12 protein-coding genes are annotated in these 14,641 nt (G+C 54.6%); 11 read left to right on the top strand and 1 reads right to left on the bottom strand.

Going from position 1 to position 14,641, the window contains the following annotated elements:
• The first annotated feature begins 23 nt into the window (after window positions 1–23).
• The 11 genes from LMS44_RS17205 to LMS44_RS17155 all read left to right on the top strand — a co-directional run bounded on the left by LMS44_RS17205 (window position 24) and on the right by LMS44_RS17155 (window position 13,904).
• Entirely contained in the window at window positions 24–1,034 is a 1,011-nt protein-coding gene (locus LMS44_RS17205; RefSeq protein WP_022522283.1) for a DctP family TRAP transporter solute-binding subunit, read from the top strand.
• Window positions 1,035–1,095: 61 nt separating this feature from the next.
• On the top strand, window positions 1,096–1,575 hold the full coding sequence (locus LMS44_RS17200; protein WP_022522284.1) for a TRAP transporter small permease: 480 nt from the start codon (window positions 1,096–1,098) through the stop codon (window positions 1,573–1,575).
• Window positions 1,565–2,872, top strand: coding sequence for a TRAP transporter large permease (locus LMS44_RS17195; protein WP_009287381.1), 1,308 nt, complete (start codon window positions 1,565–1,567; stop codon window positions 2,870–2,872). The genes LMS44_RS17200 and LMS44_RS17195 overlap by 11 nt, the downstream gene beginning before the upstream one ends.
• Before the next feature lie 324 nt (window positions 2,873–3,196).
• A complete protein-coding gene (locus LMS44_RS17190; RefSeq protein ID WP_022522286.1) occupies window positions 3,197–4,177 on the top strand; it encodes a TAXI family TRAP transporter solute-binding subunit in 981 nt (326 codons plus the stop codon).
• A gap of 157 nt (window positions 4,178–4,334) precedes the next feature.
• Window positions 4,335–6,929 (top strand): TRAP transporter permease, encoded by a 2,595-nt coding sequence (locus LMS44_RS17185; protein ID WP_022522287.1) that lies wholly within the window; start codon window positions 4,335–4,337, stop codon window positions 6,927–6,929.
• Window positions 6,930–6,940: 11 nt separating this feature from the next.
• On the top strand, window positions 6,941–7,369 hold the full coding sequence (locus tag LMS44_RS17180) for a universal stress protein (RefSeq protein ID WP_027958076.1): 429 nt from the start codon (window positions 6,941–6,943) through the stop codon (window positions 7,367–7,369).
• A 325-nt stretch (window positions 7,370–7,694) separates the two neighbouring features.
• The gene (locus tag LMS44_RS17175) at window positions 7,695–8,513 is read left to right on the top strand and encodes a DUF2189 domain-containing protein (protein WP_022522289.1); all 819 of its coding nucleotides are present in this window, start codon (window positions 7,695–7,697) and stop codon (window positions 8,511–8,513) included.
• A gap of 165 nt (window positions 8,514–8,678) precedes the next feature.
• Window positions 8,679–9,176, top strand: a complete 498-nt coding sequence (locus tag LMS44_RS17170) for a putative pterin-binding protein (protein WP_051052028.1) — start codon at window positions 8,679–8,681, stop codon at window positions 9,174–9,176.
• Complete coding sequence (locus LMS44_RS17165; RefSeq protein ID WP_041158854.1) at window positions 9,166–11,412, top strand: hybrid sensor histidine kinase/response regulator; 2,247 nt, start codon at window positions 9,166–9,168, stop codon at window positions 11,410–11,412. Before LMS44_RS17170 ends, LMS44_RS17165 begins: the two co-directional genes overlap by 11 nt.
• Window positions 11,393–12,559 carry a nitric oxide-sensing protein NosP gene (gene nosP / locus LMS44_RS17160; RefSeq protein WP_022522292.1) on the top strand — a complete coding sequence of 389 codons (1,167 nt, stop codon included), beginning with the start codon at window positions 11,393–11,395 and terminating at the stop codon, window positions 12,557–12,559. Before LMS44_RS17165 ends, nosP begins: the two co-directional genes overlap by 20 nt.
• Entirely contained in the window at window positions 12,528–13,904 is a 1,377-nt protein-coding gene (locus tag LMS44_RS17155) for a hybrid sensor histidine kinase/response regulator (RefSeq protein WP_022522293.1), read from the top strand. The genes nosP and LMS44_RS17155 overlap by 32 nt, the downstream gene beginning before the upstream one ends.
• Here the strand turns inward: LMS44_RS17155 and LMS44_RS17150 are convergent.
• A complete protein-coding gene (locus LMS44_RS17150; RefSeq protein WP_022522294.1) occupies window positions 13,901–14,578 on the bottom strand; it encodes a response regulator in 678 nt (225 codons plus the stop codon). The genes LMS44_RS17155 and LMS44_RS17150 overlap by 4 nt on opposite strands.
• Window positions 14,579–14,641 lie beyond the last annotated feature (63 nt).

Raw genomic sequence — 14,641 nt, 5'->3', positions numbered from 1 at the left:
AAATAGCTAAAAAAGGATCTACCATGACGCTGACACGCCCAATGGCTCGTTTAACCGCTGGCTTGGCCGGTGCGGCTCTGCTGACCGCCTCCCTTTCTGCACAAGCACGCGAACTCTCGGTTTCTACGGTTTTGTCTGACGCTTTCCCCTGGGGGCAGGCGGCTGAGAAGTGGGCCGAACTAGTTGAGGAGCGTAGCGACGGCGAGTTAACGCTGCGCGTTTACCCCAACTCTCAACTGGTTTCCGGTGACCAAACCCGCGAATTCTCCGCAATGCGCTCCGGGTTGATTGATGCCGCTGTGGGCTCGACCATCAACTGGTCGCCCCAGGTGCCGGAACTTAATCTATTCTCTTTACCGTTCTTCATTCCCGATGAAGCCGCCGTTGATGCGGTTACCGGTGGTGAAGCAGGGGAGTTGGTTTTTGAAGCAATCGAATCTCGTGGCGTTATCCCGTTAGCCTGGGGTGAAAACGGTTTCCGCCAGGTTTCCAATTCTCGCGGGCCGATTAGCCAGCCAGACGACTTGGACGGCCTGAAAATCCGCGTTGTTGGCTCGCCGCTGTTCCAGGATACCTTCTCGGCATTGGGCGCCGACCCCACCCAAATGAGCTGGACAGACGCTCAGCCTGCGCTGACCACCGGCGCCGTTGATGGCCAGGAAAACCCACTCTCTGTGTTTGACGTCGCGCGCATTGATCAAGTCGGCCAGGAGCATTTGACACTCTGGAACTACATGAATGACCCACTGATTTTTGCGGTCAATCAGCAGGTATGGCAAACATTGAGCGAAGAGCAGCAAACCCTGCTGCGCGAAACCGCGGTAGAAGCGGGTGAGTGGGAAATCACCATGACCCGTGAAGAAGAGGGCGAGCGGCTTGCGGCGATTCAAGAGCGCGGCGTCACAGTAACCGAGCTTTCCGATGAGCAGTACCAGGCGTTTGTCGATGCCACCCAGTCCGTTTACGAAAAATGGGCGCCGCGGATTGGTGAAGAGGTGGTAGAGGCCGCACAAGCCGCTATCGACGCGCGTTAATTACTTTTGATGTTCAAACTCCCGGCCTTGAAGGCTGGGAGTTTTTTGCTGTGAGGCTGCCATGAAAGGCTTTCCTGATGCGCGCCCTGAACGTTGGCTGGGCGCGCTGGCATTAATCATTATCTCATTGATTAGTCTTGGTAATGTGATTACTCGCTACTTAACCGGCGGCTCTTTTTCATTTACCGAAGAGTTTTCTGTGTTTTTGTTGGTAGTCCTGACCTTTGCCGGTGCCTCGGTGGCGCTGCGGCGTAACCGCCATATTCGTATTGGCTTTTTGGAACGGGCATTGCCGCTCAAGTACCGTCGTGCACTGATCCTTTTTCAAGCGCTTGGCGGTGCCACCGTGCTGGGTTTGATCACTTGGTATGGCGGCAAGATGGCCTGGCAAGAGTATCAGTGGGAGTCGCTGTCACCAGGGCTTGGCTTGCCTCAGTGGTGGTATTTAGTCTGGCTGCCCGTGCTTTCTGCGGCCATGGTGTGGCGCTTATGCCAGCAAACCGCCGACCGTTTAACGGGGAGGCTCACCGATGAGCCCTGATGTGTGGATGATACTGGCGTTTGCGGGGCTGCTGATAGCGGGGGTGCCGGTAGCGTTTTCGCTGGCGCTCTCCGGGGCCGTTGGCATCGTGCTGGGTTTGTCGCCGGACATGCTCGCAACGATGGGTACCAATACCTATAACAGTATTGCCAAGTACCCTTTGATTGCGATTCCGCTGTTTATCTTAACCGGGCTTATTTTTGAACGTTCCGGTGTAGCGCTGCGTTTAGTGCGTTTTGCCCAGGCTTTGATTGGCCCGCGCCACGGTGGCTTAGCCTTGGTGGCGGTGCTGGTGTGTATGATTATGGGCGGAATGAGTGGCTCAGGCCCTGCTGATGCCGCGGCGGTTGCGATGGTGATGCTGCCGAGTATGACCAAAGCGGGCTACCCCAAGCCGTTTTCCGCCACGCTGATTGCCGCCTCTGCCTCGACGGCGATTCTCATTCCCCCTTCAGTGGCGCTGATTCTTTACTCGATCGTGGTGCCGGGCGTCGATTTACGCGCACTTTTCGCAGCAGGTTTATTTCCCGGTATTCTGGCGGGGCTGGCGCTACTGGTGCCCGCTATGCTCGTTTCCAAACGCTACGGTTGGGAGGGCGGCACACCCATAGAGGGGGCTGAAAGGCTAAGTGTGCGCTCCACTTTTAAACAGGCGATACCGGCGCTGTTTGCCCCGGTGCTGATTTTGGGGGGGTTGCGTTCAGGGCTGTTTACACCCACCGAAGCGGCCGTGGTAGCCGTTGCTTATGGTGCGATTGTCGGTTTGTTTCTAACCCGCGAGCTGTCGCTGCGTGATTTATGGGAGCTATTGGGTGAGGCGGCGATTATTTCCGGCGTGGTGATGCTGATTATCGCTCTGGCGGGGATTTTTGCCTGGGCAGGCACCATGCTGGGCACCTTCCGCCACTTGGCGGAATGGATTATTAGCCTGACCGATAACGGCGTTTTGCTGCTAATCCTGGTGATGTTAGCAGTGTTGGTCGCTGGGATGCTGTTGGATGCGATCTCGATTTATTTGATCATGATGCCGATTTTGATCCCCGTGATGCAGCATTTTGAGTGGAACCCGGTGTGGTTTGGGATTCTGTTGGCGATGAATATTGCCATTGGCCAATTTACCCCGCCGGTGGCGGTGAATTTGATGGTGACCACCGAAGTGGCCAAAATTCGCTTGGAGCAGACCATCGGATGGGCGCTGCTGTTTGTCGTTGCAATGGGCTGTGCGCTAGCGCTAGTGGCAATCTTCCCCGCTATCGCGCTATGGCTGCCGCGCGTTTTGGGCTATAACGTTGATTAATTTTGCTGACCCTTTTGCGTACCTTATGCAAAGGCGGTATAGCAGTTAACGTTCCCTAAACGATGAAGACCGCTACACTGAGTATTAGACGACAGCGAAATTCATTATTTAGCGTATTACATTTCGCTAATTAGGTTTTTTTCGCTAAAGTAATGCTAGCAGGCAGCTTATGGGTCGCCTGTAACCGTTTGTCTAGAAAATAGAATGTCTTGAAAACGTTTTGGAACAAGGGCACCTGAGGGAACGGTTCATCAGGTGAGACCAAAGCGTGCGATGCTCGTAACATCAAATACGCTCACAACATCAATACAAAGAGGTGTGTTCATGAAACGCCATGTATTTTCCACTACTGCTTTCTCCGGTGCGCTACTTGCCGCCGCTGCTTTCGCCTCACCGGCAATGGCACAGGATGACGAGCAATTCATCACCATTGGCACCGGTGGCCAAACCGGCGTTTACTACGTCGTGGGTCAGTCGATCTGTCGTTTGGTTAATCGTCTCGAAGACGCCGATATTAAGTGTAATGCACCTTCCACCGGTGGTTCTGTCGCCAATATCAATGGCATCAAGTCCGGCGAATTGGACATGGGTGTCGCTCAATCCGATGTTCAGTATCAAGCCTACAACGGCACTGGGAATTTCGAAGGCGAGCCCTACGAAGAGCTGCGTGCGGTGTTCCGTGTCCACGGTGAGCCGTTGACGCTGCTTGCGCGGGCTGATTCTGGCATCGAGACGCTCGATGACTTGGAAGGCAAGCGTGTCAACATTGGTAATCCAGGTTCGGGCCAGCGCAACACCATGGAAGTGGTGATGGAAGCCAAGGGCTGGACTGAAGACACCTTCTCGTTGGCATCTCAGCTTGATGCTGCCGAGCAAGCGGCGGCACTCGCTGATAATAACGTCGATGCCATGGTATACGTGGTTGGCCACCCCAATGGCTCCATCCAGGAAGCCACCACCACCGTTGATGCTCGTCTGATTCCGTTGAACGACGAAGACATTCAAGGCATCGTCGATGAATATCCTTACTACGCCGCATCGGTAATTCCGGGTGGTCTGTATCGCGGCAATGACGAAGATGTCGAAACCTTCGGCGTGGCAGCGACCTTTGTCACCACCGCTGAGGCTGACGAAGAAGTGATCTATCAGACCGTCAAGGCGGTTTTTGACAACTTCGATCGTTTCAAGCGTCTGCATCCGGCCTTCGAAAATCTTGATCCAGAAGAGATGGTGAGTGAAGGGCTTTCCGCACCGTTGCACGATGGGGCAGCGCGTTACTACCGTGAACAAGGCTGGATTGAGTAATCCAGACGCCTAAGGTGATACTACCTTAGTAAGAAATGCGCGGTTACCTCAGGGTGCCGCGCATTTTGGTTTAGAATGTTGATAGGGCGTTTAAAATGTTGATAGGGCATTTCGATATGGCAATGATGCGTCAATCGACTCGGAGCGGGGCAGGCAGATGACAGACGATAAGAACAGGCCTTCGGGAGCCGGAGTAGACTTGGAGGATATGGTCGCCTCTAGCGACACAGGAGCCCGCAAGCCAGCCGGCATGCCCGGAAAGCTTTTGGTAAGCATTGCGGCAGTGTGGTCTCTTTTTCAATTGTGGATCGCTTCGCCAGTGCCCTTCGTCCTTGGGTTTGGTGTATTTAGTGCCACTGAGGCGCGTTCTATTCACTTGGCCTTTGCGCTTTTTTTGGCGTATATGGCTTATCCGGCACTCAAGCGCTCCCCGCGCGACCGTGTTCCGATTCAGGATTGGGTGCTTGCAGCGGCGGCGGCCTTCTGTGGCGCTTACATGTTTATGTTTTACGAGCAGTTATCCCAGCGCCCCGGCGCACCGATACTGCAGGACGTTATTATTGGCATCGCAGGGATACTGCTGCTGCTCGAGGCGACACGTCGAGCGCTTGGCCCGCCGTTAATGATTGTAGCGTCGGTTTTTCTTCTCTATAGCCTGGCTGGCCCTTGGATGCCGGGTATTCTTTCCCATGGTGGGGTGAGCCTCTTTGGCTTGATTAATCACCAGTGGTTGACTACGCAGGGGGTCTTCGGTATCGCTCTGGGGGTATCAACCAGCTTCGTGTTTCTGTTTGTGTTATTCGGTGCTCTGCTCGATAAGGCGGGTGCTGGCAATTACTTTATCAAGGTGGCGTTCTCACTATTGGGCCACTATCGCGGCGGACCAGCGAAAGCTGCCGTGGTGGCCTCGGCCATGACCGGTCTGATTTCCGGCTCCTCGATTGCCAATGTGGTGACCACCGGCACCTTTACCGTGCCGATGATGAAACGTGTCGGATTTTCCGCGGAAAAGGCGGGCGCTGTTGAAGTGGCGTCATCGGTTAATGGACAGATTATGCCTCCGGTAATGGGGGCGGCCGCTTTCTTGATGGTCGAGTATGTGGGCATCTCTTATGTCGAGGTGATCAAGCATGCCTTCCTTCCCGCGCTGATCTCCTATATTGCGCTGGTCTACATCGTTCACCTTGAGGCCCTCAAGGCCAACATGAAGGGGCTGCAAAGCAGTAACCCACCTAAGCCGCTGGTCAATAAAGTGATTGGCTTTCTCGGTGGTTTGCTACTGATGATGGGCACCGCCCTGGCTGTTTATTACGGCCTTGGCTGGCTCAAGCCGGTACTGGGGGATGCGACCCCCTGGGTGGTAGCCGTTGGACTTACGGTCATTTATATTGCCCTGCTCAAACTGGCGGCCGGTTACCCAGAGCTCGAGCTCGATGACCCTAACCAACCGATCTTTACACTGCCCCAGACCAAACCGACGGTGCTGGTTGGCTTGCAGTACATCCTGCCGGTTATTGTGCTGGTGTGGTGTCTGATGGTGGAACGTTTATCGCCAGGACTGTCGGCTTTCTGGGCCACCGTTTTCATGATTTTCATTATTCTGACCCAGCGCCCCATTACGTCAATCTTTCGCGGACGCAGCGATATGAGGGCGGATCTGCGTGAAGGCGCGATGGATCTTTGGAATGGCCTGGTCACTGGTGCCCGCAACATGATCGGCATTGGCATTGCCACGGCCACCGCCGGTATCATCGTCGGTGCCGTCTCCCAGACCGGGGTGGGTCTGGTGCTAGCCGAAGTGGTGGAAACGCTGGCCATGGGCAACTTGATGCTAATCTTGCTGCTTACCGCTGTGCTTAGCTTGATCCTCGGCATGGGGCTGCCTACGACAGCAAACTACATCGTCGTATCGGCACTACTGGCACCGGTCATCGTCAACCTGGGCGCTCAAAATGGCTTGCTGGTACCATTGATTGCGGTACACCTGTTCGTGTTCTACTTCGGCATCATGGCCGACGTTACCCCACCGGTGGGGCTGGCCTCCTTTGCGGCGGCGGCAGTATCCGGTGGCGATCCCATTCGAACCGGTTTCCAGGCGTTCTATTACAGCCTTCGTACCGCGGCGCTGCCGTTTCTGTTTATCTTCAATACAGATCTGCTACTCATCGATGTGACCTTCCTTCAGGGGGTGTTGATCTTTGTGGTGTCGACCATCGCCATGTTGATCTTCGCTGCCGCGACCCAGGGCTTTATGATTACGCGCAACCGCTGGTATGAGTCTATCGTGCTGCTGCTGATTGCGTTCACGCTGTTCCGGCCTGGTTTCTGGATGGACATGATTCATGATCCCTACGAATCCATCCCGCCCGCGCAATTCGTCGAAGCGCTGGGTGATGTGGATGAAGACTCCACTTTGCGTTTGCAGATTGCGGGTCTTGATGATTATGGCGATCCCATGACCACTTACATGACATTACCGGTACCTGAAGGCGAAACAGGTCAGGAGCGGCTCAATAACCTGGGCATGGAGCTCTTTATTGAGGATGGCACGGCAACCGTTGATATGGTGACCTACGGCAGCCAAGCGGCAGAGCTCGGTTTCGACTTCGATCAAGAAATCATCGAAGTTCTGGCCCCCGTCGACCGCTGGACTAAGGAGCTAATGTGGATTCCTGCCTTCTTGGTCTTTGGGTTGATCGTATTGATGCAGCGTCGGCGTCGCGATAACACGCAAGCTGCCGCCACCGCATGAAGGAGAGTGCCATGTATAGCAAGATCATGTTGCCGGTGGATTTGAACGAGGAGTCTTCCTGGTCGAAGGCGCTGCCCACAGCCCTGACGCTATGTCGAACTTTTGGCGCCTCGCTTCATGTGGTGACGGTACTGCCGGACTATCGTATGCCCATGGTGGGCTCCTACTTCCCCAAGGACTTCTCCAAAAAAGCGCATACAGCGATCACCGATGCGCTCCATGACTTTATCAAGACGAATGTGCCCGACGACATTCAGGTACAAAGTGTCATTGTGGATGGCTCACCTTGGGAGGCCATTATTAAAGCCGGTAAGAAACTGGACGTCGATCTAATCGTCATGGCTTCCCACAATAAGCGTAAGTTTGTCGATTATGTGCTCGGCCCCAATGCAGAGCACGTTGTGCACCATGCCAAAATGTCGGTAATGATTGTGCGCTAGACATTCAGAGCGTCACGTACGGAAAACCCAAAACTCCGGGCAGTTGCTCGGAGTTTTTTATGGCCGTCCGTCGCGCGTCTTGACTATATCGGTTTTTACTAACGCAGCAATTTAATTGGCGGTTGACAGCTGTTTCGTGGATTTTTTGTACGCGCATCTCAAAGCGTCACCCCAAACAGCGTTGGTCAGCTACATTAAGAGGGTATTAACAAATAATGTTAAGCCATTAATTTAGTGTTAATACCGTCAACGGGTAATGAGTGTTGATGCCTTAGAGGTAAATCCTGAATCCAGGGTCTATATCAGGAACAACAGGAGTGATGCCATGAATGCGGCTACAACAAAAACAAACCACCATGCGGATCAACCCAGCGTTAAAATCACTATTAACAAGGTTGGATTGGATCGACCCAGGGCGTGGTTGGCTGCTGGCGTAGAGGATTTTCGTCGGGCAACGGTAGTGAGCCTCTCTTATGGCATGTTTTGGGTGGGGTTGAGTATTGCCATTACTCTTGGCGCCTTCACCATGGGCTACTGGTACTGGCTGCTGCCCATGATTGCCGGGTTTATGTTTATTGGCCCGCTGGTGGCAGTAGGCTCTTATGGTATTAGCCGAGCGTTGGAACGTGGACAAGTACCTAACCTAGGTGATGCGTTTGGAAGCTGGAAGCCCCATGCTGGTCAGCTGGCGATGATGGGCGTCATGATGATGATCTTCTTCCTCGCTTGGATTCGTTTGGCCACGCTGCTGTTCGCACTATTTTTCGGTTTTGAAGTGCCTAGTCCCGCGTCGCTCTATACTGCGCTGCTGACCACCTCAGAGGGCCTGGGCATGTTGGCAGTGGGCACAGTTGCAGGCGGGATTTTAGCCTTTGGCGCCTTCGCCATAAGCGTTGTAGCGATTCCTACCTTGATGGATCAAGACCTAACCTTTATGGAGGGGATAGAAGCTAGCGTACGCTGTGTCGCGCGTAACTTTCGCGTGATGCTGTTATGGGCGGTGATTCTTACCCTGTGCGTTCTGGTTGGCGTTATGACGTTTTACATTGGTCTTGCACTTATTTTGCCTGTGCTAGGACATGCCAGTTGGCACGCCTACGAAGATTTGGTGCGCTTTGAACCCTTCGAGAAAATCAAATCGTAACCCTAGTGTGAACAGTAAATAACGTTTCAGTGACGAAAAAAACAGTATTTGCCCTGACCTGCTTAAGGAGATGGCGTAACCTTTACGCTGTCTTCTTTTATTGTTCCTGGGAGCTATAACCAGCGGGCAACCTTGCGTGAGGTGTTTACTGTGAAAGCGTGGTTAATGGGGTGGGCCGTGCTGATGTTCAGCGCTCCCCTGGTGGGGCTTGCTGATTCAGTCGATGAACTAGACGTGCCTAACGGGCCCGTTATTTTGACCGTCAGTGGTAACATAGACCTTACCAATGTGGGGAGTGAAGCGCAGTTTGACCGGGCCATGTTAGCGGCTTTACCACAGTATGAATTTGATACCAGCACGCCGTGGACAGAGGGCCGAAGCCACTATAGTGGCCCTTTAATGCGTGATCTTTTGGCGCTATTAAGCTCCGACAGTGATGCGGTTCACGTTTCCGCGCTGAACGGTTACGAAGCCGAAATACCGGTCAGTGATTTTATTGAGCACGATGTCATCTTAGCCATCGAAAAAAACGGTGAGGCGATTCCGATTCGCGAATATGGCCCTTTGTGGGTGCTCTACCCCTTTGATCAAGATGAAGTGCTGTTAAGCGAAAAAATCCGCTTTAGAGCGGTATGGCAGGTTATGCATATTAATGTTCTCTAGCGCTCCTAGTGCGCAGGCTTCCAACCTACTGCGTTATCCTCGCCGTTTTAAGCTCGTTGCCATTGTCGCGGTGTTACTGTTCGCTGCGGCGTTGGTCGTCGCTACCTTGGCCGCTTGGCGGCAGGAAAATCTAACCCAAAGCCTGAGGGAAGATACCGCCTGGGTTGTTTATAAGCTGGATCGTGATGCGGTACAGCTACTTAATCATTTATTGGCGGCAACCCGCGAGCCGATAACTCCGACGGCTCACGAGGAGCTAAATCTTCGCTTTGAGCTACTTTATAGCCGTATAACGCTGCTTAACGACGGCGAAGTCAGCAACTTGTTGCAGCAGATCGATACCGCCCGTGAGCTACTGGAAGAAATTCAGCAGCAGCTTGATGTGCTGGATATCATATTCGAACCCTACGGCGTGTTTGATCAACTGCCGATAGCAGCGCTGGAAGATGAGCTACAGGTACTAACGCAACTGACTGAACGCCTGGTTATTGCTATTAACGGCTATTTAGCCGAATCGGCGACGGAGGAGCGTGCCCAGCTCAGCCTGCTTTACAAGTTGCTGATGAGCCTGATTATTGGCATGAGCTTAGCGGCGTTTCTGGTGATTGCTTTTTTGGTGCGTGAAATGCGTGAGAGTGCGGCGATAAGGCGGAGCCAGGAGCAGCTTGGTCGGCAGTTGGAAGTCACCGCCAAACAGGCTCAGGCGGCGAATCAGGCAAAGTCAGACTTTTTAGCCATGGTCAGCCATGAAATTCGCACGCCGCTGAACGGTGTTATCGGCATGAGTGAGCTGCTGCGTGAATCCGCCAGCCCCGCTCAGGTAGAAGATTACGCTCATACGATCCACGACAGCGCCAACCAATTGCTGGCGATGATCAATGAAATTCTCGATTTCTCAAAAATCGAAGCAGGGCACTTAACCCTTGAAACATCGCCTACGGAACTCAAGCCGCTGGTCGATAGTGTTGTCGTGCTATTTGCGCCCCGAGCAAAAATGAAAGGGTTAACGCTATCGGTCAATGTCGATGCACTGGTGCCTGCCTGGGTGCTTGTCGATGCAGGTCGGCTGAGGCAAATTTTGCTTAACCTAATTGCCAATGCGATTAAATTCACTGATCACGGTGATGTCAGCGTACGAGTCTCTTCGACGGTGGAGCAGTTACTGTTTGAGGTCAGTGATACGGGCTGTGGTCTAAGCGAACAGCAACAGCAGCGTCTATTTGAGCCTTTTCAGCAAGCGGATGAATCGGTGGCACGTCGATTTGGGGGTACCGGGCTAGGGCTGGCAATTTGCAAACGGTTAAGCGAAGCCATGCAAGGGCGATTAGGGGTAAAAAGCCAATTAGGCCAAGGTAGCACTTTCTGGTGTGAGTTGCCCTTGATCGCCGCCGACCCCGTATCCAGTACGCTGCCCCCATCCCCCAAACGGGACTTTACCGGCACAACACTGCTGCTGGTAGAGGACAATGCCGTTAATCGCAAAGTCGCGATGGGCTTGTTGGCGCGCTTAGGTTGCGATGTCGTCTGGGCCGAGAACGGCCATGATGCCTTGGCCATGGCCGAATCCCAACAAGTGCATTTGATCTTTATGGATATTCAACTGCCCGATATGGATGGCCTGGCAGTCACCCAGCGTTTGCGGGAACAGGGTGGCTGGCTGGCCAGTGTGCCGATTGTTGCCATGACGGCCGGGGGGGCTGAAGATGACCGTAAACGCTGCCTGGCGGCGGGCATGGATGATTACATCACTAAGCCACTGTCGCTTGCGGCGTTAAGTAACGTGTTGGCATTACAACTTTTTGCAACCCCAGACGCAACGCCTTTACAGGCATTAGCGGTCTCTCCTCCGTTAACCAAGCAGCAATCACTCCTTAACAGCGATACCCTTGGCATGCTGAAAACGACGCTAGGGGAGGCGAGCGTTACACAACTGATCATGCTATATCATCAGCAAGTAAGCGATTACTCCGCTCAGTTGGCTGCGTGTTTGGCCGCTACTCCCCTAACGTCAGAGCAGACACAGCAGGTTGAGCGGCTTGCCCACCAACTGCGCGGCGAGTCATTGAGTATGGGCGCCGACCAGCTTGCCGAATTGGCGAAGCAGCTTGAAAAATTAGCTGAAACGCAACATGCGACATCTAAGCAGCTTGATGATGCGTTCTGCGCGTTAAGACTTGCAGCGGCGCATACATATGCCGCACTAGAGAGGTGGTGCCGTGACCACTTATCAGGTTGAGCAGGGTATTCTTACTGCGGCCAGTCAGCAGGCTAATGCTTGCCAGGCAGCGGCGGAGTTAGCCGACGCTTTACAGCACGAACACTTGGGGTTCGTGCTGTTCTTCTGCAGCGCGGAGTATGATTTAGCTGCCCTAGCAGACGCGCTGGAAAGTAGTTTTCCCACCACGCCGCTAAGTGGCTGTACGACGGCTGGGGAAATAACCCCTGGAGGCTATGACCGCGGTTCCATCGTGGCGATTGGGTTTGATCGCCGACTGTTTGCCATTGAAACGGCGCTGATCGACGACCTGGAGCATTTTGAACTAGCCAACGCTCAACCGCTGGTCGATACGCTGTTGGAGCAGTGCCGCCAACAAACCATCGCGCCGATTAACGAACACAGCTTTGCGCTGACGCTATTGGATGGCTTATCCAGCCGTGAAGAGCAGGTGCTCGCTACCTTAGATGCCGCCCTAGGCCGTATCCCCAGTTTTGGCGGCTCGGCGGGTGACGACAATCACCTTAGCCATACCCATGTGTATACCGCTGGGCGCTTTTATACCCGTGCAGCAGTGGTGGTGATGATCAACACTCGGCTGCCTTTTGAAGTATTTTCAACCCACCACTTAATACCATTGGCCCACAAACTCGTAGTGACCGAGGCTGACCGCGAACAGCGGCGGGTGATAGAACTCAACGGGTTGCCTGCCGCCCAGGTATATGCCGAACTGGTAGGTAGTGCGCCTGCGCAGCTCAACGCTGGCATTTTTGCCCGTCATCCATTAGCCGTACGCATCGGCGGCCAGCACTACGTGCGCTCTATTCAGCGTGTTAATAGCGACAGTAGTTTGAGCTTTTACTGCGCGGTGGAAAACGGCATTGTACTGACCGCCATGCAGCCTACGCCGCTACTGGATAATCTCAGCGTGATGCTTGCTGGAGTAGGTGCCCGCCTAGGCGCGCCGAGCATGATTATTGGCTGCGACTGTTTTCTACGCAGGATGGAGCTCGAGGCGTTACAACAGTTGGATCAGGCATCGCAGTTGCTGCGCCAGGCAGGCGTAGTGGGGTTCAATACGTACGGTGAACAGCATCATGGTATGCATGTGAATCAAACGTTTACGGGGGTGGCGTTTGGATCTCTTCCAACTAACCACAAACACTGACGCGGCGGATGTCGCGGCGCTGCGGGAAGAGAACCGTCGCTTGCGTAAAGTGTGCCAAGCGCTGATGGAGCGGGTGGAAACGGGAAGCGGTGCCGACCCCGCGCCCTATGCCGCGTTTGAACGCTCAGTGTTACTTGCCGAACAGGTGCGTGAGCGCACTGATGCGCTGCACCGCACCTTAGACGAACTGAGCCAGGTCAATACGCGCCTACTGGCCGCGAAGGCCGAAGCCGAAGCCGCTAACCTCTCCAAAACGAAATTTCTGGCGGCGGTCAGTCACGATTTGCTTCAGCCACTCAATGCCGCCCGGCTGTTTGCCAGTGCGTTAGAAACCCACTCGCTTCCTGATACCTCACAAGCTCTGGTCGGCCATATTGGCCGTTCGCTGAAAGATGTTGAAGGCTTGATAGGAACGCTAGTGGATATCTCGCGTTTGGACGCAGGCGTACTCCACGCCGATAAAGCGCCCTTCGCGGTGAGCACGCTGCTAGATGCGCTGGCAGAGGAGTATCGCCAAGTGGCCGGGGTGCGGGGGCTGACACTGCACTACGTGCCTTCCAGTGCGGTGGTCGAGTCGGATCTAGCGTTGCTGGCGCGAGTGATCCGCAACTTCTTAAGCAACGCGGTGCGCTATACCGAGCAGGGGCGCGTGCTGCTGGGCTGTCGGCGGAGACGAGATGGCCTGGAAATTATGGTGGGCGATACCGGCCCCGGGATCCCTGAGCAGCAGCGGGAAGCGATCTTTCTGGAGTTTCGCCGCGCTAATCAGCCCAATAGCTCCCACAGCCGCGGTTTGGGGTTGGGTCTAGCCATCGTTGACCGGATCAGCGCCATGCTGGGACAACCGATCTCGCTCGCCTCTAGCCCTGGCGCGGGTGCGCTATTTTCGATCACCGTACCCTACGCGACGGCCGCGCCGCCTGCAGTGGCGAGCACTCATTATACGCCGCTGCCTGACGTTGCAGAGGATCCGCTAAGCGGCTGTGTCATTTGGGTGATTGATGATGACCTGGCGATTATAGAAGGTATGCAGGCGCTGCTGGGCAGTTGGGGGTGCCGAGTGCGCGCCGCCGCCACGGTGAGTGCGTTGGAGGCTGCCAGCGACGGTGAGCGACCGTCAGTATTGCTGGTGGATTATCATTTGGGCGATCACCGCGAAACCGGCATTGAGTTGGCCGCGCGACTGCAGCGCCGTTATCCAGGCTTGGCAGCGGTGGTGATTACTGCCAATCACGAGGCGGAGATTAAGCGTGCAACCCGCGAAGCGGGCATGTACTGCCTGCTCAAACCGTTAAAGCCCCTGCGGCTGCGCATGCTGCTAGCCACACTGCTCAATAAAGCCTAACGCGTGCGGTTGGCCCGGTGAAAGCTTAGATCTTCCTCGCCTGCGATAACAATGGCGTGAACCCGACTCGTGGCATTCAGCTTGCGCAGAATCGCCGAGACATGGGTTTTGACGGTCGTTTCGGCAATCAACAACTCCCGGGCAATATGCTTGTTCGACATGCCTGTCGTCATGCACGCCAACACCTCTAACTGCTTATCGGTTAAACGCGCCAACCGCTCGCTGGTCGATGAAGCATTTGCAATGGGTGGCACCGCAGAAGTGCGCGGTGCTGGGCGACGCATGATATCGGGCGGCAGGTAGAGCTGGCCTTCAAGAATCTGCGTTAACGCCGCCAGCAGCGCTTCCCGGGGTGTGGATTTGGGAATATAGCCCACCGCGCCGAGGGTAATGGCATCGAGTACCAGCTGGCGCTCTTGATGTGCAGAAACAATCGCCACCGGCAACCAGGGAAATGCCTCTCGCAGTGCTGTCAGCCCCTCTAAGCCTTCCGCATCCGGAAGGCTTAAATCCAGCAGCAATAGATCTAGCTCTGTTTGCGCTTCAATCAGCGTTATTGCATCAGCAAGGCTCTCTGCTTCCAATAGCAGGCTGCCTGCCAAGCCCCCGCTAATCACGGTTTGTAGCGCGTCTCGGAATAGCGGATGGTCATCCGCCACCAACAGGGAATACATGGCGTCTCCTACCAAGGGATGAGGGCTAATCCTGCCATCGGGCTATATCGCCATTTGCTTTAG

This window comes from Halomonas profundus, assembly GCF_020865425.1.
Taxonomy (GTDB): domain Bacteria; phylum Pseudomonadota; class Gammaproteobacteria; order Pseudomonadales; family Halomonadaceae; genus Vreelandella; species Vreelandella titanicae.
The sequence above is the reverse complement of the archived record's forward strand: the minus strand, read 5'-3'. Positions and strand labels throughout refer to the sequence as shown.

Bases quoted from the DNA above. Each gene is read 5' to 3' on its own strand.
- LMS44_RS17205 (WP_022522283.1), top strand. From the start codon at position 24: ATGACGCTGACACGCCCAATGGCTCGTTTAACCGCTGGCTTGGCCGGT.
- LMS44_RS17200 (WP_022522284.1), top strand. From the start codon at position 1,096: ATGAAAGGCTTTCCTGATGCGCGCCCTGAACGTTGGCTGGGCGCGCTG.
- LMS44_RS17195 (WP_009287381.1), top strand. From the start codon at position 1,565: ATGAGCCCTGATGTGTGGATGATACTGGCGTTTGCGGGGCTGCTGATA.
- LMS44_RS17190 (WP_022522286.1), top strand. From the start codon at position 3,197: ATGAAACGCCATGTATTTTCCACTACTGCTTTCTCCGGTGCGCTACTT.
- LMS44_RS17185 (WP_022522287.1), top strand. From the start codon at position 4,335: ATGACAGACGATAAGAACAGGCCTTCGGGAGCCGGAGTAGACTTGGAG.
- LMS44_RS17180 (WP_027958076.1), top strand. From the start codon at position 6,941: ATGTATAGCAAGATCATGTTGCCGGTGGATTTGAACGAGGAGTCTTCC.
- LMS44_RS17175 (WP_022522289.1), top strand. From the start codon at position 7,695: ATGAATGCGGCTACAACAAAAACAAACCACCATGCGGATCAACCCAGC.
- LMS44_RS17170 (WP_051052028.1), top strand. From the start codon at position 8,679: ATGGGGTGGGCCGTGCTGATGTTCAGCGCTCCCCTGGTGGGGCTTGCT.
- LMS44_RS17165 (WP_041158854.1), top strand. From the start codon at position 9,166: ATGTTCTCTAGCGCTCCTAGTGCGCAGGCTTCCAACCTACTGCGTTAT.
- LMS44_RS17150 (WP_022522294.1), bottom strand. From the start codon at position 14,578: ATGTATTCCCTGTTGGTGGCGGATGACCATCCGCTATTCCGAGACGCG.